This is a genomic window from Streptomyces sp. NPDC014907, assembly GCF_055562975.1.
Map to the genome: position 1 here is coordinate 34,024 of NZ_JBVHEG010000015.1, position 18,272 is coordinate 52,295.

The following is an 18,272-nucleotide window of genomic DNA, read 5'->3' on the forward strand; positions in this document are numbered from 1 at the left end:
ACCGACAGAACCGGCACCGACAGAACCGGCACCGACAGAAACGGACGACGCCACCATGAAACCCCCCTCCGGACCCGCCGCCGCGGCCACCGGGACCCTGGCCGCGACCGAGTTCATCGACCACGGCAGTCCCGAGGTCCGCGCCTTCGTCCGCGACGCCGTCCCGGCGGACGCCGCCACGCCCACCGAACGGGCGGTGGCGCTGTACTACGCCGTCCGCGACGGCATCCGCTACGAGGTGTACGGAGCGGACCTGTCCCGCGAGGGACTGCGGGCGAGCCGGGTGGCGACCGGCGGCTCCGGCATGTGCCTGCACAAATCGGTCCTGTACACCGCCGGCCTGCGCTCGCTGGGCATCCCCGCCCGCCTCGTCCTCACCGACGTGCGCAACCACCTCGCCTCCCCCCGGCTCAAGCAGCTGATCGGCGGCGACGTGTTCCACCAGCACGCCCTGACCGCCGTGCGCCTGGAGGACCGCTGGGTGAAGGCGACCCCCGTCTTCAACCGGACGCTGTGCCGGCTGTACCGGATGGCCCCCCTGGAGTTCGACGGCACGGCCGACAGCCTCTTCCACCCCTTCGACGAGCGGGGGCGGCAGCAGATGGAGTTCCTGCGCTTCCACGGCGAGTTCGACGACCTGCCCTACGACTGGGTCATCGCCGACCTGCGGGCCGCGCACCCGGGGCTGTTCCAGGACGAGGCCCCCCGTTTCGCCGGCGGCTCCCTCGTCCAGGACGCCCACGACACGGCGACGGCCTGATGTTCGTCAAGGTCTGCGGCGCGACCACCGCGGGGGAGGTCAGGGCCGTCGCCGGGGCCGGCGCGGACCTCGTCGGCCTGTGGCACGGTGTTCCCGGCGGACACGCGGACCTGCCCGCCGGCCGGCTGGCCGTTCTGGCCGCCGAGGCCCGGGCCACCGGCCGGCTGCGGTCCGTGCTCGTCACCTTCGGCTCCGACCCCCCGGCCCTGGCCCGGGCCGCGGCCCGGGCCGGCACCGACTGGATCCAGCTCCACGGATACCAGCGGCCCGCCCTGGTCCGGGCCCTGCGGGCCGAACTCCCCGAGCGGACGCGCATCGTCAAGGTGCTGCACGTCCGCGACGGCTCCTGCCCGGAGACGAGCCTGATCGGCGCCTACGAACGGGCCGGCACCGACCTGTTCCTGCTGGACGCCGTCACCGCCGACGGACGGGTCGGCAGCACCGGCCGCACCCTGGACGACCGTACGGTGACCGCCCTGGCCGACCGGATGACCCGCCCCTTCCTGCTCGCGGGCGGCCTGCGCCACGCCAACCGGGACCGGTTCGGCGGGGCCCTCGCACACCCCGGATTCCTCGGCATCGACGTGGACTCCGCCGCCCGGGGCGACGCCGGCCTGCTCGACGGGGCACGGACGGCGGACCTCGTCCACGCCTGGAAGGCGCCATGACACCGACCTTCGCCGAAGCGCTCACCTCCGCCGGCCGCCCCCTGATCATGGAGGTCAAACGACGGGACGCCGACGGCAACGACCTGCTGGGCGGCCGGTCGGTCGCCGAGGTCGTCGCCCTCTACGAGGAGGCGGGCGCGCCCTGCGTCTCGGTGGTCACCGGGCACTGGTTCGGCGGCACCGAGGACCTGCTCGCCGAGGTCGCCGCGCTCACCGACCTGCCCCTGCTGCGCAAGGACTTCGTCACCGGCCGGCGCCAGCTCGCCCGCACCCGCGAACTCGGCGCCTCGGCGGTGCTGCTGACCGCGAAACTGCTGCCCGCGGGCGCCCTGGCCCGGCTGGCCGGACACGCCCTGGAGCTCGGGCTGACCCCCTTCGTGGAGGTCGCCGACGAGGCGGAGGCCGCCGCGGTGCCGCCCGGACCCCACTGCGTCGTCGCCGTGAACAACAAGGACATCACCACCCGCGAACGGCTCCTCGGCGACGCGGACCGCAGCACGGACCTGCTGCCCGCCGTCCTGCGGACCGGCACCCGCTGCGCGGTGAGCGCCGGCGGCATCGCCGACCCCGCCCGGGCCGCCCTGCTGCTGGACGCCGGTTTCCAGGGCCTGCTGATCGGCACCGGCCTGCTCCGCGCGCCCAGCCCGGCGGCGTGGTGCGCGCGGCTGGACGGGGCCCGCGCCTGAACCCCCGGAGCCGGCCGCGCCTCGACGGACGCTCCACCGCGCCTTGTGGCGCGGTCCGCAGGATGGGGCCGGCGGTTCCCACCCACCCACGTCCCGCCCACCACGAGAAGACGGAGTCGAATGTGGACAGCGCGCTGTACAAGACCAAAGTGACCGACGCCTTCAACGAGGCCGCCGCGACCTACGACCGGCTGGGCGTGGAGTTCTTCACGCCGATGGGCCGCAGGCTGGTGGAGCTGGCCGACCCGCGGCCGGGCCTGCGCGTCCTGGACGTCGGCTGCGGCCTCGGCGCCACCCTGCTGCCCGCCGCCGCGCGGATCGGCCCGGAGGGCACCGCGCTGGGCATCGACATCGCGGAGGCGATGATCGAGGAGGCCGGCCGGGAGGCCGCCCGCCAGGGCATCCGCAACGTGGACCTGCGCGTGATGGACGGCGAACACCCCGACCTGCCGGCCCGCTCCTTCGACCTGGTGCTCGGCAGCTACAGCGTGATCTTCCTGCCGGACGCGCGGGCGGCGCTCGCCCGCTACGCCGGGCTGCTGCGCGACGGCGGCCGGATCGCCTTCACCAGCCCCGTCTTCACCCGGGACACCTTCCCCTTCCTGCCCCCGATGTTCACCGAGCTGATCCCGATGTCCCTGCTCGGACACCTTCCGGCGGCCTGGCACCCGGAGCAGCTGCACCGCCAGCTGCACTCCTGGCTGGAGGACCCCGCGGACCTCGCGGCCGCCCTGGAGAAGGCCGGCTTCACCGACGCGCGGATCACCGACGAGAACGTCGCGATGACCGCGGTGTCCGGCGAGGCCTGGGTGGACTGGTCGCACACGCAGGGCATGCGGCTGCTGTGGCAGCACCTGCCCGCGGAGGAGGCCGCCGCCCTGCGCGCGCGGCTCGTCGCCGCCCTCGACGCCCTGCGCGAGGACGGCGGTCCCGTCCGCATCGAGGTGCCCGTCCGCTACGTGACGGCCACCGTCGCCCGCTGAACACCGAGGAGGGCGGCGCCCCGGGACTCCGGGGCGCCGCCCTCCTTAACGTCCGCCGGGGGGCCGGCGCGCACGGCACCGCGCCCGGCCGGGACGTCCCGGCCGGGCGCGGTGCGTCGCCGGCGGCCTCAGGTCACCGACAGGGCGCCGTCCACGGCCAGGACGGTGCCGTTGGCGTACGCCCCCTCGGGGCGCGCCAGCCGCACGATCCACCAGGCGATCTCCTCGGGACGGCCCACCCGGCCGGCCGGGATGCGCTCGGCCATCCGCTCCAGGAAGCCCCGGTAGGCCTCCTCGGGCATTCCGGCCCGCACGCCGACGCCGGTGTCCACGACACCGGGCGCGATGCCCACGGAGCGGATGCCGCGCGGCGCCAGCTCCACCGCCCAGGTACGGGTGAGGAAGTCCAGCGCGACCTTGGTCATGCCGTAGACGGAGTTCTCCGGCCAGGCCCGGCGGCCCAGCGAACCGGCGGAACTGACGTTGACCACCACGCCCCGGGTCTCCTCCAGGGCGTCCAGGGCGGCCTGCGCGAGGAAGACCGGGGCCAGCAGGTTCGTGCCGAGCTGGGCCCGGACCGCGTCCCGCTCCAGGCCGTCGAGGGTGGCGAACCCGGTGACGGCGGCGTTGTTGACCAGTACGTCGAGCCGGCCGAACTCCTCCAGCGCCCGCTCCACGATCCGTCCCGGCGCGTCCTCGTCGTGGACGTCCACGGCCATCGTCCGTATCCGCTCGTGGCCGGCCGCGGTCTCCTTCAGCGTCGCCCCGGTCCGGCCGACGACCAGGACCCGCGCGCCGTCCTCGGCGAACGCGCGGGCGGTGGCGGCACCGATCCCGGTGCCGCCTCCGGTGACGATGACGCCCCTGTCACCGGAACGCGCCGTCTCCGTCATCACCGGCCTCAGGAGCACAGGGCGACGTTGACGCCGCGGATGACGGCCTGCTCGGCCTCCGGGCCGAAGTCCTTGTCGCCGATGGTGAACGACAGCTGGACGCGGGCCGACAGGTCGCGGGTGGTGGCCGCGAGGGTGGCGTAGCCGGGGATGCCGGCGCCGTGGCCCCACAGGTCGAGGTCCTTGTCGTTCTGGAGCTTCATGATGCCCAGGCCGTAGCCGATGCCCATCGGGAGGTTCTCGATCATCTCCGGGGGCAGCGGCGTGGTCATCTCGGTGAACTCCGGCTCGTTCAGCAGCTTTCCGCCGAACAGGGCCGAGAAGAAGGTGTCCAGGTCGCGGGTGGTGGAGATGATCTCGCCCGCGCAGCCGGCCTCGGACGGGTTCATCAGCGTGACGTCCACCGCCTCGCCGCCGATCTGCATGTAGCCGCGGGCGTGCGGGCCGGGGAGGTTCGGGTCGTCGCCCGGCAGCACCGTCTCCGTCAGCTCCAGCGGCTCCAGCACCCGCTCGGTGATCTCGGTGCGGTAGGAGCGGCCGGTGATCCTCTCGATCAGCAGGCCGATGATGAAGTAGTTGGTGTTGCAGTACGCGAACTTGGTGCCCGGCTCGAACTCCAGCGGCTTGGCCGCCGCGATGGCGATCAGGTCGGTCGGCTCGTAGTGCTTGTAGCGGTCGCGCAGGAACCGGTCGCCCGGCTTCTGGAACGAGTCCGAGTAGTTGTACAGGCCGCTGGTGTGCTGCATCAGGTTGCGGACGGTGATCTTCTCGCCGTACGGCAGCAGGCCGGGCAGGTGGCTCTCCACGGTGTCGTCGAGGGCGAGCTTCCCCTCGGCGACCAGCTGGAGCACCACCACCGACACGAACGGCTTGGTGATGCAGGAGATCCGGAAGCGGCCGTCGGCCGGCACCGGCCGGTCGGTGCCCAGCTCGGCGATGCCCGAGGTCACGACGAACGCCTCGTCGCCGCGGGCGACCCGGAACTGGACGCCCGCCGCCCCCGCCTCGACGAGGCGGTCCGCCGCGCCCTGCACGGCCTTCTGAAGAGCCGATACCGCCGGCCGGCCGACCGTTGTCTGCGTCATGTCGCGAAACCCCCATCGGGTAGCAGTCGTTGCACGTCCGGACGAGCTTCGCCGTGTCCCGTGGAGGTACGCCGGAGCCTCGTTGGAGCCGGAACGACACGCGGAACGGGTGACCTCTCTTTCGGTTGCGCGGCGTGTACGGTCGGTCACTCTAGTAAAAGTTGACCAGCACGCTGGAGGCGTACTGTGACCCTTCCCGCCGACACCAGCTACGCCCCGACCGCGGAGGACCGTGCCTCCCTCGACGCCTGGTTCGCGGAGTACGACTCGCACTGCACCGCCTGCCGGATCGAGGACATGGCCGACATGGCCGTCTTCCCGCTCAACCTCGTCAGCGACGACTCCCGGGGCGACGGCCGGTCCGCGCAGTGGGACCGGCGGCAGTTCGTCGAGACCATGAAGCACGTGATGGGGGAGGGGGTCTCCTTCTCCTCCACCCGCACCCCGGTCTTCCTCTCCGCCGCGATGGCGGTGGTCTTCACCGACTGCGTCATGACCGTGGACGGCGAGGCCCTGCGCACGCACTACGCGGACGTCCTCATCAGGAGGAACGGCACCTGGGCCTTCCAGACCATGATCCAGGGCGGCTGGGGCGACAACCTCTGAGCCCGGCCCGCCCGCCGCTCCTCGGCGGTTCTTCGACCGCGCCGCGAGCGGACGCGGACAGACTCGGCACGTCCGCCGCACCCGTGTGAGGAGACCGGCCGTGCCGTCACGCACCAGCACCCCCGTCACCGCCCCCGCGCCGCCGCCCGCGCGGGCGGCCGAGATAGCCGACGGCGTCCACGCCTTCGTCCAGCCGCCCGGCGGATGGTGCCTGAACAACGCCGGCGTGATCGTCTCCGACGGGCAGAGCGCCCTCGTCGACACCGTGGCGACCGAATCCCGGGCCCGCGCCCTGCGGGAGGCGGCGCTGCGCCTGAACCCGGCCCCCCCGAAGGCCGTCGTCAACAGCCACTTCCACGGCGACCACGCCTTCGGGAACTTCCTCTTCCCCGAGGCGCTGGTCATCGGCCACGAGCGCACCCGGTCGGAGATGATCGCCGCCGGTCTGCACCTGACGGGCCTGTGGCCCGACGTGGAGTGGGGAGCCGTCGAGCTGGTGCCGCCGGCCGTCACCTACCGGGACGCCCTCACCCTGCACGTCGGATCGGTCCGCGCCGAGGTGGTGCACGTGGGACCGCGCGCCCACACCTCCAACGACTCCGTCGTGTGGCTGCCCGAACAGCGGGTCCTGTTCACCGGGGACCTGGTGATGGCGGGAGTGACCCCGTTCTGCCTGATGGGATCGATCGAGGGCTCCCTGGCGGCCCTGGAACGGCTCCGCGCGTTCGGCGCGACCACGATCGTCCCCGGCCACGGCCCGGTCTCCGGCCCCGAGGTCCTCGACACCGTGGAGGGCTACCTGCGCCTGGTCCGGGAGCTGGCCCGGCAGGGACGCGCCGCGGGCCTCACCCCGGCCGAGACCGCCCGGGAGGCCGACCTCGGACCGTACGCCGGCCTCCTCGACCCCGAGCGCCTGGTGCCCAACCTGCACCGCGCCGCCGCGGAGCTGGCGGGCACCGGCGCCGCGGAACCGCTGCCGATGCCCGTGATGGAGACGGCGCTGCGCGAGATGACCGAGTACAACGGCGGTCTTCCCCGCTGCCTCGCCTGAGGCCCGGCGCACGGCGCACGTCCGGGGGCCCCGGCGCACGGCGCGCCGGGGCCCCCGGACGCGGTCGCGCGGGCCGCCGGATCAGCCGGGCGGGACGGTCCCGGCGGCCGCGCGCCTGATCCGTTCGAGCAGGTCCGCCTGGGCCAGCAGCTCCGCCTCGCCGCCGGCGTCGACCGACCGGCCGCGCACGGCGGCGGCGAACGCGCCGAGGGACGCCGCCGCCTGGTCCTCGGCCGGCAGGGTGACCGTCTCGGTGCCCGAGGCCCGTTCGACGAGGAGCCGGGGGCGGTGGCCGGCGGCCGGGGTGAACGCCCGGTCCACCGTGATCCGCCCCTCGCTGCCCCACAGTTCGTAACGCGACCGGTAGGCGTGCTCCATGCCGAAGGTGAGCTGCGCGCCGACGCCGTCGGCGCGGCGCAGCAGCGCGGCGCCGGAGGTCTCCACCCGCCGCCCCGGCCCGGCCGACAGCACCGCGCCGGCCACGTCGAGTTCCGTGCCGAGCAGGTGCACCGCGGCCCGCACCGGGTACAGGCCGATGTCGGCGAGGCACCCGCCGCCCAGCTCCGGGTCGTAGCGGATGTCCCCCTCCGGGGGTGCGGGCACCGTGAACGCGCTGTGCAGCGCGCGCAGTTCCCCGATGGCCCCGTCGGCCAGCAGCCGGCGCGCCACCGCGTGCTGGCCGTGGTGGACGAACATCGTGTTCTCGCGCAGCACCAGGCCGAGGGCCCGGGCCCGCTCCAGCAGCGCGCGGGTCCGCGCCGGGTCCGTCGTCAGCGGCTTCTCGGCCAGGACGTGCTTGCCGGCGTCCAGGGCCGCCCCGATCCACTCGGCGTGCAGCGCGGCCGGCAGCGGCAGGTACACGGCGTCCAGCGAGGGATCGGCGAGCAGTTCCGCGTACCCGGTGACCGGCCGGGCGCCGTAGGGCGCCGCCGTGGCCGCCGCCCGGCCGGCCGACCGGCTGGCGACGGCCCGGATCTCCACGCCGGGGTGGGCGGCCATCGCGGGCAGCATCCGGCGGCGCGCGAACTCGGCGCAGCCGAGCACGCCCAGGCGCAGCGCCGGGCCGGGGCCCCGCCCGGCCCCGCGCGCGGGCGACGGGGCGGGAACCCCGGCGGAGGGAACAGGCATGTCCGTACTCCAGTCGTCCTCGGTCGGACTCGAACGGGCCAACGGTGTCCGGGGCGGCTCGATCCCGGCTCGATCCCGGATCGAGAAGGGGGCGAGCGGCATCGGTGAGGCTGCTGGCGGCCGCCGCGGCTGTCGTGGCCGACCCGACGAGAGGGCCCGCATGTTCTCCAGCACGACGGAATTCCACCGCTGGTTCGAACAGGTCTGCGAGGAGCAGGCGTGCGAGGTGACGAGGGTCCCCCTGGACCGGCTGGACGGCTGGTCGCTGGAGGAGGGGACCGGGAACCTGGTCCACCACAGCGGCCGGTTCTTCTCCGTCCAGGGGCTCGACGTCACCCGTTCCGGCCGCGCCGTGGACGCCTGGCGGCAGCCGATCCTGGTCCAGCCGGAACAGGGCCTCCTCGGCATCCTGGTCAAGGAGTTCGGCGGAGTCCCGCACTGCCTGCTCCAGGCGAAGATGGAGCCGGGCAACGCCGTCCCGGTCCAGCTCTCGCCGACCGTCCAGGCCACCCGGAGCAACTACACCGGAGTGCACGGGGGCCGGGCGGTGCCCTACCTCGACCACTTCCTCGCGCCGGGCCGGGGCCGGGTCCTCTCCGACGCCCTGCAGTCCGAGCAGGCGGCCTGGTTCCTCGCCAAACGCAACCGCAACATGATCGTGCTGACCGACGAGGACGTCCCCCTCCTGGACGAGTTCTGCTGGCTCTCCTTCGACCGGATCGCCGAACTCCTCCAGACCGACGACCTGATCAACATGGACACCCGTACGGTGCTCTCCGGCGCCGTCGGCCTGCGCCCGCCCGGCGGGCCCTCCCGCGCCGCACCCGACCCGGACTCGTTCCACGGCGCGCTGGCCGCCTCGTGGGAACCGCAGGGCCGGCGCCTGCACGACACCGCCACCCTGCTGCGCCACCTGGCGCGGGCCAAGGAACGCTGCACCCTCACCCGCCGGACCGTCCCCCTGGCGGACACCACGAGGTGGTCGATGCGCGACGGGGTCATCGCCCACGACGAGGGCCGCCACTTCACCGTGCTCGGCGTACGGGTGGAGAAGTCCCGCCGGGAGGTGCCCGGCTGGTCCCAGCCCATGTTCATGCCGAACAGCCAGGGCGTGGCGGCCTTCCTGGCGAAGCGGGTGGACGGAGTGCTGCACCTTCTCGTGCAGGCGCGCGTGGAGACCGGGGCGCTGGCCCGCGTCGAACTGGCCCCGACCGTGCAGTGCCAGCCCGCCGACCACGTTCCCGGCGCGCGGGACGGCCGGGACCCCGCGCCCCGCCCGGAGTTCCTGGACGCGGTGCTGTCCGCCCGGCCCGACCGCATCCGGTTCGACACCGTGCAGTCCGAGGAGGGCGGACGCTTCTACCACGCCCGGATCCGCTACGCGCTCGTCGAGACGGACGAGGACTTCCCGCTCCGGGTGCCGCCGGAGTTCACCTGGATGACCGTGCGCCAGCTCATCGGGTTCGTCCGGCACGGAAGCCACCTGAACGTGGAGGCGCGCACCCTGCTCGCGCTGCTCGGCTTCCTCCCCGCGGGCCGGGCCGCCCCGGCCGCCGCCCGCGCGGGGCGCCCGGCCGGGGCGGCCCCGGTTCACGCGTAGCCGCCGGTGACCGCCAGACAATCCTCGTAGCGCGGGAGCATGCCCAGTTCGCGGGCCTCCGCGAGCCCGACGGCACGGGCGTCCCGCTCCGAGAGGGTCGGCGAGAGCCCCTCGGGCCAGGGCAGGCCGAGGTCCGGGTCGAACGGGTCGAGGGACTGCTCCAGCCCCGGCCGGTAGGGGGACGACACCAGATAGGACATCACCGTGTCGTCCTCCAGGGCCAGGAACGCGTGCCCCACCCCGACCGGCAGGTACACGGAGCGGAAGGACTCCGTGTCCATCTCCACCGTGTCCCAGACGCCGAACGTGGGGGAGCCGAGCCGGAGGTCGATCACGAAGTCCGTCGCCCGGCCGCGCGCGCAGTGCACGTACTTCGCCTGGCCGGGCGGGGTGGTGGTGAAGTGCACCCCGCGCAGCACCCCCCGCGCCGACCGGTTGTGGTTCGTCTGCGCGACGGGCATCGGGTGCCCCACGATCCGGGCGAACTCCTCGCCCTGGAGAGGGGAGGTGAATATCCCGCGCCCGTCGCGGTGCACCTTCGGCGTGAACACGAAGGCGCCCTCGACCGCCAGCGCCCGGGCGCTGATCGGGGCGGCGGGGTCCGGCGCGGTGCGTGCATCGGTCTTCATCTGGCCTCCTGGCAGGGGACGTGGCACATGGCTGCGACCCGCCCCAGTCTGGGGACCCCCTCTCGAGCCACGGTCGACACGGGGCGCCGGCCCGGCGGCTCCAGCGGTACCCGAGCCGTACTGCGGCCGTTCCCCCGAGCATCGGCGCAGTACGCGGGCGGGGTGAGCGCCCCACCGGAACAGCCACCGAGAAAGGTGAACGATGACCGTTCCCAACCGCCGGAGCTTCGTCTCCGGCACTCTCACGGCGGGCGCCGCCGCCGGGCTCGCCGCCGTCGGCATCACCCCCGCCCACGCCCAGGACGCCTCCGCCCCCGGGGCTCCCCCCGCCTCCGGGGGCGGAGGGGAACTCATCACCCCCGACGACCCCCGGTACGCCTCCCTGTCGACGCGCGGCAGCAACAAGATGTTCACCGCGCGACCGGACGCCTTCCGGCTCGTCACCACCACCGCCGAGGCGGTGCGCGCCGTCGGTGACGCCGTCCGCGCCGGCAAGCGGATCGCCGTCCGCAGCGGAGCCCACTGCTACGAGAACGTCGCCGGCGACCCGGCCGTCCGCCTCGTCCTCGACCTCGGCCGCATGGACGCCGTCACCTACGACGCCCGCCGCCGCGCCTTCATGGTCGAGGCCGGCGCCCAGCTGATGGACGTGTACAAGAAGCTCTACTACGGCTGGGGCGTGGTCCTGCCCGGCGGCACCAGCGCGACCGTCGGCATGGGCGGCCACATCGCCGGCGGCGGCTACGGCGCGCTGTCGCGCGCCTTCGGCCTCGCCTCGGACCACCTGTACGCCGTCGAGGTGGTCGTCGTCGACGCCTCCGGCCGGGCCCGCGCGGTGGTCGCGACCCGCGAGCGGACGGACCCGCGCCGCGACCTGTGGTGGGCCCACACCGGTGGCGGCGGCGGCAACTTCGGCCTCGTCACCCGCTACTGGTTCCGCTCGCCGGACGCCCCCCGCCACTGCTCCGACCCGTCCCGGCTGCTGCCCCGCCCGCCCGGCGAGGTCCTGGCCGGCATGGTCCGCTTCCCCCGCGAGGGCATGGACCGGGCGTCGTACCGCCGCCTGATCCGCAACCACGGCCGCTGGCACGAACACCACAGCGACGCCGAATCCCCGTACGCCGGGCTGTACAGCGGACTCGTCTTCTACGGCCGTCCCGAGACCGGCGACCCCGGCCCGGCGGCCAACTGCTACGCCTACATGGACGGCACCCGGCCGGACGCCGAACGCCTGCTCCGGGACTACCTGCGCGCCGTCGCCGACGGCGTGGGCGGCACCCCCTGGACCTCCGGGATCAGCGCCAGGCCCTGGATCGAGGCCGCCGAGTACCTGGCCGGCGCCCAGGACAGCGACGTCGGCCGCCACAAGCTCAAGTCGGCCTACCTGCGCCGCGGTCACGACGACGCCCAGGCCGACGTCCTCTACCGGTACCTCAACAGCACCGGCAACCGGCACGACTTCGCCAACGTGACCTTCCAGTCCTACGGCGGCCGGATCAACACGGTCGCGGACGGCGCCACCGCCTCCCCGCACCGCGACTCGGTCATCAAGGCGATCTACATGAACACCTGGCAGGACCCCGCCGCGGACCCCGTGGCCGTCGACTGGATGCGCCGGCTGTACCGCGACCTGTTCGCGGCGACCGGAGGCGTCCCGGTGCCGGGACGCCACGACACCGACGGCTGCTACATCAACTACTCCGACGTCGACATGGCCGACCCGCGCTGGAACACCTCCGGAGTGCCCTGGCACCGCCTCTACTACAAGGACGCCTACCCGAGGCTCCAGCGGATCAAGGCCGCCTGGGACCCCCGCGACGTCTTCAGCCACACGCTGTCCATCAGGGCGGAGCACGTCCGATGAAGGTGCTGTTCGTCTCCTTCCCGCACAACACCCACTACTTCTCGATGGTGCCGCCGGCCTCCGCGCTGCGGACCGCCGGCCACGAGGTGCGGGTGGCGAGCCACCCCGACCTGACCGACCGGATCACCGAGGCCGGCCTGACCGCCGTGCCCGTCGGAGTCGCCGGCTGGTACGCCGACGACCCGTGGGCACCCGACCTCCTCGGCCGGATCATCGAAGAGGGCTCCGGCCTCGTGCAGGGCTTCGACTTCACCGGCGAGGACCGCTCCCGGTGGACCCACGAGTCGCTGCTCACCCTGGAAGCGGTCGCCGTGCCCGCCCTGTACGCCTCGGTGAGCAACGACCCGATGCTCGACGACCTCGTGGCCTACGCCCGCCACTGGCGCCCCGACCTGGTCGTCTGGGAACAGCACACCTTCGCCGGCCCGGTCGCCGCCCGCGCCTCGGGAGCCGCGCACGCCCGCCTGCTGCACGGCATGGACATCACCGTCCGGGCCCGGCAGGAGTTCCTCCGCCTGAACGCGGCGCTGCCGCCCGGCACCGCCCAGGACCCCACCGCGGAGTGGCTGGGCCGGGTGATGGACCGGTACGAGCCCGGCCTCGGCTTCGACGAGGAGATGGTCACCGGCCAGTGGACCGTGGACGTCACCCCGCCCGGCTCCCGCTTCGACCTCGGCCTGCCCACGGTCGGCGTGCGCTACGTCCCGCACAACGGCGCCTCCGTGGTGCCGGACTGGCTGCGGGCACCGGCGGGCCGGCCCCGGGTCTGCCTGACGCTGGGCGTCTCCGGCGAGATCGACCACGCCGCCTTCTCCTTCGCCTCGGCCCTCGACGCGCTCGCCGACGTGGACGCCGAGATCGTCGCCACCCTCGGCGCGCGGGCCCGCGAGGACCTCGGCACCCTCCCCGGCAACGTCCGCCCGGTCGACTTCGTACCGCTCAACGACCTGCTGCCCACCTGCGCGGCGGTCGTCCACCACGGCGGCATCGGCACCCGTTCCACGGCCGAACTCCACGGCGTGCCGCAGATCCTGCTCCCCTACGGATGGGACACGGTCGCCAAGGCGCGCCGGGTGGAGGAGCTGGGGTACGGGCTGTGCCTGCCCGCCCACGAGCTGACCGCGGACGGGCTGCGCGCCGCCGTCCTGCGGCTGCTTGAGGAACCCTCCTTCACCGAGGCGGCCGCGAAGGTGCGCGCCGAGATCCTCGCCGAACCGACGCCGAACGACGTCGTGCCGGTCCTGGAGCGGATGACGGCCTCGGCCCGTCAGGCGACCGAGGCGCCGCCGTCCACCGCCACCACCGTGCCACTGGCGTAGCCCGCCTCGGGCCGCGCCAGCCGGACGATCCACCACGCCACGTCCCCGGGCCGCCCCACCCGTCCCGAGGGCGTGCGGGCGGCGGCCTCCGCCTGGTGACGGGCGATCTCCCCGGCGCTCCAGCCCATGCGCTCGCCGATCCCCGTGTCGGTCTCGCCCGGCGCGACGCCCACCGCGCGGATGCCGCGCGGTGCGAGCTCCACCGCCCAGGTGCGGACCAGGAAGTCCAGCGCCGCCTTGGTGGCCCCGTACACGGACAGCCCCGGGAACGCCCTGCGGCCCAGCACGGCCGCGGTGCCCACGCACACCACCGTGCCGCCGCCGGCCGCCAGGGCGGGCAGCGCCGCCCGCGTCAGGAACAGCGGCGCGAGGAGGTTCGTCTCCACCTGGGTCCACGCGTGCCCGCGGGTGAGGGAACCGGCCGGCTCGGGCAGCACGGCCGCGGCGTTGTGCACGAGCACGTCGATCCGGCCCGAGGACTCCACCGCCGCCGCCACGACGCGCTCCGCCGCGTCCGGTGCCGTGATGTCGGCCGTCAGGGTCCGGACGCCGGGGTGCCCGTCCGCCGTCCCGGCGAGGGTCTCCGCGGTGCGTCCCACGACCAGGACCTCGTCGCCGCCGGCGGCGAAGGCCCGCGCGGTCGCCCGCCCGATGCCCGTACCGCCCCCGGTGACCACGACCGTGCGCCGTGCCCCGCCACTGCTCGGTGAATGCGTCATGCCCCGGACGCTAGCCACCCGCACTCGAAGGCGGCTCTAGCGCCCGTTGGGAAGGTGACCGGGCCGAAAAGCGTCGGCCGGACCGTCCCCCCGTACGGCCGGTTCCCGGAGTCCCGGCATCCGTCCCACCCGCATCCCGCCGATTCCGGTCGGTCCCCCGTCGCACCCCTCCAGGAGGCAAGGCATGTCCGTGCACACGTCGGAACTCTCGGCGCCCCGGCCGTCACCGGTGGCACCCCGGCGGGGCGCGGTCCGCGCGGGCACCGCCCTGGCCCTGCTCGCCGGCTGCAACGCGATGGTGCTGCTCGACGAGTCGATGGTGCAGATCGCCCTGCCCGGCATGAGCCGGGACCTCGGCCTCACCCCCGTCGGTCTCGGCTGGGTCGTCACCGCCTATCTGCTGGCCTTCGGCGGACTGCTCCTGCTCGGCGGGCGCATGGGAGACCTGCTGGGCCGCCGCAAGGTCTTCCTCGCCGGCGTCGCCCTGTTCACGGTGACCGCCGCGCTGCGCGGCATCACCACCTCGGGAGACCTCCTGATCGCCCTGCGCGCCCTGCAGGGCATCGGCTCCGCCCTCGCCGCGCCCAGCGCGCTGGCCCTGGTGCTGAGCATGTTCGGGGAGGAGACGGCGCGGAAGCGGGCGATCGCCCTCTACATGGCGGTCGGCGCCGCCAGCACCGCCGGCGGACTGCTCCTCGCGGGCGCGCTCTCCTCGCTCGGCTCCTGGCGGTGGGTCCTGCTCCTGAACGTGCCGCTCGGCCTGCTGATCCTGCTGCTGGCGCCCCTGGTGATCGAGGAGACCCGGCCCAACCGGGGCCGGTTCGACCTGACGGGCGCGCTGGTGTCCACCCTGGGCGCCGTCTCCCTGGTGTTCGGCCTGACACGGGCCGCCGAACACCCCTGGACGGACGTGACGGTCGCCGGCCCGGCCGCCGCCGGCGTACTGCTCCTCCTCCTCTTCCTGGTCGTCGAACGACGGGCCCGGCAGCCCATCGTGGTGCTCCGGCTGTTCGACGACCGGAACCGCGTCTGGGCCTACGCCGTCACCTTCGCCGTACAGGGCGCCCTGATCGGCACGGGCTTCTTCCTCGTCCAGTTCCTCCAGCGGTTCGCCGCCTACAGCCCGCTGCTCTCGGCCGTGGCCCTGACCCCGGTGGCCGTCGCCATGATCACCACGTCCGGCGTGGCGGTCTGGCTGGAGCGCCGGTTCGGGCCGCGCAAGCCGCTGCTGGCCGGCGCGGCCCTGCTGATCACCTCCAACGTCTGGCTGTCCCGCCTGACCCCGGACTTCGACTACTGGGGGAGCGTCCTGCCGGCGCTGCTGCTCTTCGGCTCCGGCATGGCCTTCTGCGTCGTCCCGCCCGCCATCCTCGCCACCTCCGGACTGCACAGCGACGAGGCCGGCGCCGCCTCCAGCGTCCACAACGCGCTGCAGACGGTCGGCGCCTCGCTGGGCCTCGCGATCCTGGTGACCGTCGGCACCCAGGCCGGTCACGACGCCGAACGGACCCTGCCGGCCGGAGTCCCGCCCGAGCAGGCCATGGGCCACGTGTTCGTGGAGAGCATGTCGGCCAGCTTCCTCGCCGGCGCCGGCTTCGCCGCGGCCGCCTTCCTCGTCGCCGTGTTCGTCCGTCCTCCCGGTGCCGCCGCCGCGCGCACCTCCACCTCTTGACAGACAGGAGAAACAGCCGTGAGGTTCGGTTCCATGGCGCGCTTCGGCGTCGTCGGCCTGATGTGGGGCATCAGCTACTTCTGGATCAAAATCGTCTTCCAGGGCCTGAACTCGGCCCAGTTCAGTTTCTTCCGCATCCTGGTCGGCGCCGTCGCCATGCTCGGTTTCCTCCTCCTCAGCGGCACGCGACTGCCGCGCCGCCCCTCCGTCTGGGGCCTGCTGGTCCTCATCGCCTTCCTGGCCAACGCGCTGCCCGTCCTGCTGGTCCAGCTCGTGGACGACGCCCTGGGCGCCGACGCGGGCATGGTCTCGGTGTTCAACGCGAGCGTGCCGCTGTGCGTCGTCCTGCTCCACCTGGTGCGCCGCCGCACCGGCCGCGTCCCGGCCACCCTGGTGGCGGGCCTGCTGCTCGGCTTCGCCGGCGTCCTCGTCCTGTACGCGCCCTGGAACGCGGGCGCCCAGTGGTTCTCGGCGGCCGCGGCCGTCAACGCCGTCGCGGCACTGGCCTACGGCTGGTCCATGCTGCTGATGGAGAGGCTGATGAAACCGGCCGCCGAGGACGGCCAGGACATGCACCCCCTGGTACTGGCCACCTCGCAGGCGGTCATCGGCGTGGGCTGGGCCGCGGTCAACCTGCCCAACGGCGGCTTCGACCGCGCCCCGCAGTTCTCCGCGGCCGTCGTCGGCGCCCTCCTCGTCCTCGGAGTCCTCAACACCGGCCTGGTGTACATGTGCTTCGCCTGGCTGATCCGCGACGAGGGCGCGGTCAGGGCCTCCAGCGTGCTGTACGTCGTGCCCGTGGTGCTCACCCTGGGCACGGTCGTGCTGGAGAACCACCACCTGACCGGGCGCGAGGCGCTCGGCATGGCGGTCGTCCTGGCCGGCGTGGTGCTCGCCCGCATTCCGCGTCGGGACGCCACCGGCCCCGCCGTCCGCCCGGCACCGCCCGTGGCCGAACCGACCACCGCGGCCCGCTGACCCGGCGGACCCGACCGAGAGAGGACCCCACCTTGATCACCTTCATCAACCGCTTCACGGTCACCGGACCGACCGAACGGTTCGAGCGGGCCTTCGACGAGACCTCGGCGTTCTTCACCGCCCGGCCGGGGTTCATCCGCCACCGGCTGATGCGGCACACCGAGGACCCCCGCGTGTACGCCAACCTCGCCGAGTGGGAGGACGAGGAATCCTTCCGCGAGGCCCTGCGCCACCCCGAGTTCGCCGCCCACCGCGCGGCGCTGAAGGAGCTCAGCACCAGCGAGCCCGGCCTCTACACCCCGCTGTACGAACGCTCCGCCTGAGACCGCCGGGCACGCCCTCACGGCCGTGCCCGGCGACCGCGTGCGGGAGGGGCCCGGCCGGGGTTTCCGGCCGGGCCCCTCCCGCACGCCGCCGGCGGCCCGGACGCACCGCACGCCGCCCGCCGACCGCCGCCACCCCGCGCGTCCGCCCCCGGGACCCGTCCCGGGGGCGGGGCCTCCCCGGACACGGGCCGGGACGGACGTCAGAGCAGGACGGGCACCCTCAGCAGCCCTCCCGTCACCGGCGCCCGCCGGCACCGCACCGCGGGACCGGCCGCGCGCGCCCCGGGACGGACCGCGGCGAGCACCGCCACCACCGCCTCGGCGACGGTCACGGCGAACGGCTCCAGCGCCACCCCGTACGGGGCCGGGACCAGCGGCCCCGGGCCGGCCCGGCCCGGATCGAAGACGTCCGGCCGGTCGAAGACCTCCGGGTCCCGGTTGGCCGCGCCGACCAGGACGGCCACCTGCTCCCCGGCCCCGATCCGCTGCCCGGCGGCCTCCGTGTCCGCCGCCGCGGTGAACACGTGCACCTTCACCGGCGGGTCGTGGCGCAACGTCTCCGCGACCACCGCCGACGCCCCCTCCCGCCCGCCTCCGGCGAGCGACGCCCACCGTTCCGGCCCGGCGCCCAGGGCCCCCGCGACGAGCTCCCGCGCGGCCCGCACCTCCACCACCGTCCGCAGCACGGCCTCCCCGCCCAGCAGCCCGCGCAGGGCGGCGAGGGCGCCCGGCAGCCGGGCGGCGTCCTCGTACCGGGGCGGCGCCAGGGCCGCGTCGAGCGCCGGGGCGGCCGCCGCGCACGCCCCCGCCAGCCGCTCGCGGTCCACCCCGGAGAGACCGTGCAGGTCCGCCAGCACCTCGACGGGGACCCGGGCCGCGATTCCGGCGACCGCGTCCACCTCTCCGTCCACCTCCGCCAGGAGCCGCTCGCAGGCCCGCTCCGCCACGGCCCGGACCCGGTCGGCTCCGTGCGGGCCGGCGGGGCCGGGGGCGGGCAGCTCCCGGTCCCAGGCCACGGCCACCCGCGGCTGGGACACGGCGGCGGACCGCGGGCCACCGTCCGCCGCCGGCAGGGCCAGCAGCTCGGCGGCCGTGGCGTACCGGGCGGTCACCCAGGTGCCCAGGCGGCTGCGCCACAGCGGTCCCGCCTCCCGGTTGCGGGCGTACGCCTCCCGCGGGTCCGGGCCGTCGTACCCGCGCAGCAGCGCGGCGTACGGATCGCCCTGCGCCCCGTACAACCAGTGGATTCCCTGCACGAGCTGGAGCCGGCGGCCCAGCTCCTTCTCCGCCACAACCATCTGGGTT

General features: G+C 74.6%; 18 protein-coding genes. 12 read left to right on the top strand and 6 right to left on the bottom strand.

Features of this window, described 5'->3' with window-relative positions:
• Positions 1-55: 55 nt before the first annotated feature.
• The 4 genes from ACZ3IL_RS27285 (at position 56) to ACZ3IL_RS27300 (ending at position 3,097) form a co-directional block, all read left to right on the top strand.
• Positions 56-760, top strand: a complete 705-nt coding sequence (locus tag ACZ3IL_RS27285; RefSeq protein ID WP_467394483.1) for a transglutaminase-like domain-containing protein — start codon at positions 56-58, stop codon at positions 758-760.
• Positions 760-1,428 carry a phosphoribosylanthranilate isomerase gene (locus tag ACZ3IL_RS27290; protein ID WP_467394485.1) on the top strand — a complete coding sequence of 223 codons (669 nt, stop codon included), beginning with the start codon at positions 760-762 and terminating at the stop codon, positions 1,426-1,428. The genes ACZ3IL_RS27285 and ACZ3IL_RS27290 overlap by 1 nt, the downstream gene beginning before the upstream one ends.
• On the top strand, positions 1,425-2,114 hold the full coding sequence (locus ACZ3IL_RS27295; RefSeq protein WP_467394487.1) for a beta/alpha barrel domain-containing protein: 690 nt from the start codon (positions 1,425-1,427) through the stop codon (positions 2,112-2,114). The genes ACZ3IL_RS27290 and ACZ3IL_RS27295 overlap by 4 nt, the downstream gene beginning before the upstream one ends.
• Before the next feature lie 122 nt (positions 2,115-2,236).
• A complete protein-coding gene (locus ACZ3IL_RS27300) occupies positions 2,237-3,097 on the top strand; it encodes a class I SAM-dependent methyltransferase (protein WP_467394489.1) in 861 nt (286 codons plus the stop codon).
• A 128-nt stretch (positions 3,098-3,225) separates the two neighbouring features.
• On the opposite strand, the gene ACZ3IL_RS27305 is transcribed toward ACZ3IL_RS27300, so the two are convergent.
• Together ACZ3IL_RS27305 and ACZ3IL_RS27310 are read right to left on the bottom strand one after the other, a co-directional pair.
• Complete coding sequence (locus ACZ3IL_RS27305; RefSeq protein WP_467394645.1) at positions 3,226-3,990, bottom strand: SDR family NAD(P)-dependent oxidoreductase; 765 nt, start codon at positions 3,988-3,990, stop codon at positions 3,226-3,228.
• A gap of 8 nt (positions 3,991-3,998) precedes the next feature.
• Entirely contained in the window at positions 3,999-5,075 is a 1,077-nt protein-coding gene (locus ACZ3IL_RS27310) for a serine hydrolase domain-containing protein (RefSeq protein WP_467394491.1), read from the bottom strand.
• 186 nt (positions 5,076-5,261) lie between these two features.
• Between ACZ3IL_RS27310 and ACZ3IL_RS27315 the strand changes: the two genes are divergently transcribed.
• Together ACZ3IL_RS27315 and ACZ3IL_RS27320 are read left to right on the top strand one after the other, a co-directional pair.
• Positions 5,262-5,681 (top strand): nuclear transport factor 2 family protein, encoded by a 420-nt coding sequence (locus ACZ3IL_RS27315; protein WP_467394493.1) that lies wholly within the window; start codon positions 5,262-5,264, stop codon positions 5,679-5,681.
• 100 nt (positions 5,682-5,781) lie between these two features.
• A complete protein-coding gene (locus ACZ3IL_RS27320; protein ID WP_467394495.1) occupies positions 5,782-6,732 on the top strand; it encodes an MBL fold metallo-hydrolase in 951 nt (316 codons plus the stop codon).
• An 81-nt stretch (positions 6,733-6,813) separates the two neighbouring features.
• Here ACZ3IL_RS27320 and ACZ3IL_RS27325 read toward each other — a convergent pair whose 3' ends face one another.
• Complete coding sequence (locus tag ACZ3IL_RS27325; RefSeq protein ID WP_467394497.1) at positions 6,814-7,860, bottom strand: Gfo/Idh/MocA family protein; 1,047 nt, start codon at positions 7,858-7,860, stop codon at positions 6,814-6,816.
• On the opposite strand from ACZ3IL_RS27325, the gene ACZ3IL_RS27330 reads away from it, so the two are divergent.
• Complete coding sequence (locus ACZ3IL_RS27330) at positions 7,859-9,460, top strand: NDP-hexose 2,3-dehydratase family protein (RefSeq protein ID WP_467394499.1); 1,602 nt, start codon at positions 7,859-7,861, stop codon at positions 9,458-9,460. The genes ACZ3IL_RS27325 and ACZ3IL_RS27330 overlap by 2 nt on opposite strands.
• Here the strand turns inward: ACZ3IL_RS27330 and ACZ3IL_RS27335 are convergent.
• Positions 9,451-10,089, bottom strand: a complete 639-nt coding sequence (locus ACZ3IL_RS27335; protein ID WP_467394500.1) for a dTDP-4-dehydrorhamnose 3,5-epimerase family protein — start codon at positions 10,087-10,089, stop codon at positions 9,451-9,453. The genes ACZ3IL_RS27330 and ACZ3IL_RS27335 overlap by 10 nt on opposite strands.
• A gap of 202 nt (positions 10,090-10,291) precedes the next feature.
• Here ACZ3IL_RS27335 and ACZ3IL_RS27340 point away from each other — a divergent pair, with 202 nt between their 5' ends.
• Together ACZ3IL_RS27340 and ACZ3IL_RS27345 are read left to right on the top strand one after the other, a co-directional pair.
• Entirely contained in the window at positions 10,292-11,953 is a 1,662-nt protein-coding gene (locus tag ACZ3IL_RS27340) for an FAD-binding oxidoreductase (protein ID WP_467394502.1), read from the top strand.
• Positions 11,950-13,272 carry an activator-dependent family glycosyltransferase gene (locus tag ACZ3IL_RS27345; RefSeq protein ID WP_467394504.1) on the top strand — a complete coding sequence of 441 codons (1,323 nt, stop codon included), beginning with the start codon at positions 11,950-11,952 and terminating at the stop codon, positions 13,270-13,272. Before ACZ3IL_RS27340 ends, ACZ3IL_RS27345 begins: the two co-directional genes overlap by 4 nt.
• Here ACZ3IL_RS27345 and ACZ3IL_RS27350 read toward each other — a convergent pair.
• On the bottom strand, positions 13,221-13,991 hold the full coding sequence (locus tag ACZ3IL_RS27350) for an SDR family NAD(P)-dependent oxidoreductase (RefSeq protein ID WP_467394506.1): 771 nt from the start codon (positions 13,989-13,991) through the stop codon (positions 13,221-13,223). The two genes, ACZ3IL_RS27345 and ACZ3IL_RS27350, sit on opposite strands and share 52 nt — an antisense overlap.
• 184 nt (positions 13,992-14,175) lie before the next feature.
• Between ACZ3IL_RS27350 and ACZ3IL_RS27355 the strand changes: the two genes are divergently transcribed.
• From ACZ3IL_RS27355 to ACZ3IL_RS27365, 3 genes are read left to right on the top strand one after another with little or no spacing between them, the layout of a single operon-like run.
• Positions 14,176-15,663, top strand: coding sequence for an MFS transporter (locus ACZ3IL_RS27355; protein WP_467394508.1), 1,488 nt, complete (start codon positions 14,176-14,178; stop codon positions 15,661-15,663).
• Positions 15,664-15,681: 18 nt separating this feature from the next.
• Positions 15,682-16,641: a DMT family transporter gene (locus ACZ3IL_RS27360; protein ID WP_467394510.1), complete on the top strand. Its 960-nt coding sequence runs from the start codon at positions 15,682-15,684 to the stop codon at positions 16,639-16,641.
• Positions 16,642-16,673: 32 nt separating this feature from the next.
• Complete coding sequence (locus ACZ3IL_RS27365; protein ID WP_467394512.1) at positions 16,674-16,964, top strand: antibiotic biosynthesis monooxygenase family protein; 291 nt, start codon at positions 16,674-16,676, stop codon at positions 16,962-16,964.
• Positions 16,965-17,167: 203 nt separating this feature from the next.
• On the opposite strand, the gene ACZ3IL_RS27370 is transcribed toward ACZ3IL_RS27365, so the two are convergent.
• Positions 17,168-18,265: a cytochrome P450 gene (locus ACZ3IL_RS27370; protein WP_467394513.1), complete on the bottom strand. Its 1,098-nt coding sequence runs from the start codon at positions 18,263-18,265 to the stop codon at positions 17,168-17,170.
• Positions 18,266-18,272: the final 7 nt, after the last annotated feature.

What these genes read in the sequence shown, in the direction of transcription:
- ACZ3IL_RS27295 (WP_467394487.1), top strand. Translation starts at nt 1,425, where the DNA reads ATGACACCGACCTTCGCCGAAGCGCTCACCTCCGCCGGCCGCCCCCTG.
- ACZ3IL_RS27290 (WP_467394485.1), top strand. Translation starts at nt 760, where the DNA reads ATGTTCGTCAAGGTCTGCGGCGCGACCACCGCGGGGGAGGTCAGGGCC.
- ACZ3IL_RS27330 (WP_467394499.1), top strand. Translation starts at nt 7,859, where the DNA reads ATGTCCGTACTCCAGTCGTCCTCGGTCGGACTCGAACGGGCCAACGGT.
- ACZ3IL_RS27345 (WP_467394504.1), top strand. Translation starts at nt 11,950, where the DNA reads ATGAAGGTGCTGTTCGTCTCCTTCCCGCACAACACCCACTACTTCTCG.
- ACZ3IL_RS27355 (WP_467394508.1), top strand. Translation starts at nt 14,176, where the DNA reads ATGTCCGTGCACACGTCGGAACTCTCGGCGCCCCGGCCGTCACCGGTG.
- ACZ3IL_RS27340 (WP_467394502.1), top strand. Translation starts at nt 10,292, where the DNA reads ATGACCGTTCCCAACCGCCGGAGCTTCGTCTCCGGCACTCTCACGGCG.
- ACZ3IL_RS27350 (WP_467394506.1), bottom strand. Translation starts at nt 13,991, where the DNA reads ATGACGCATTCACCGAGCAGTGGCGGGGCACGGCGCACGGTCGTGGTC.
- ACZ3IL_RS27370 (WP_467394513.1), bottom strand. Translation starts at nt 18,265, where the DNA reads ATGGTTGTGGCGGAGAAGGAGCTGGGCCGCCGGCTCCAGCTCGTGCAG.
- ACZ3IL_RS27335 (WP_467394500.1), bottom strand. Translation starts at nt 10,089, where the DNA reads ATGAAGACCGATGCACGCACCGCGCCGGACCCCGCCGCCCCGATCAGC.
- ACZ3IL_RS27310 (WP_467394491.1), bottom strand. Translation starts at nt 5,075, where the DNA reads ATGACGCAGACAACGGTCGGCCGGCCGGCGGTATCGGCTCTTCAGAAG.
- ACZ3IL_RS27325 (WP_467394497.1), bottom strand. Translation starts at nt 7,860, where the DNA reads ATGCCTGTTCCCTCCGCCGGGGTTCCCGCCCCGTCGCCCGCGCGCGGG.
- ACZ3IL_RS27305 (WP_467394645.1), bottom strand. Translation starts at nt 3,990, where the DNA reads ATGACGGAGACGGCGCGTTCCGGTGACAGGGGCGTCATCGTCACCGGA.
- ACZ3IL_RS27285 (WP_467394483.1), top strand. Translation starts at nt 56, where the DNA reads ATGAAACCCCCCTCCGGACCCGCCGCCGCGGCCACCGGGACCCTGGCC.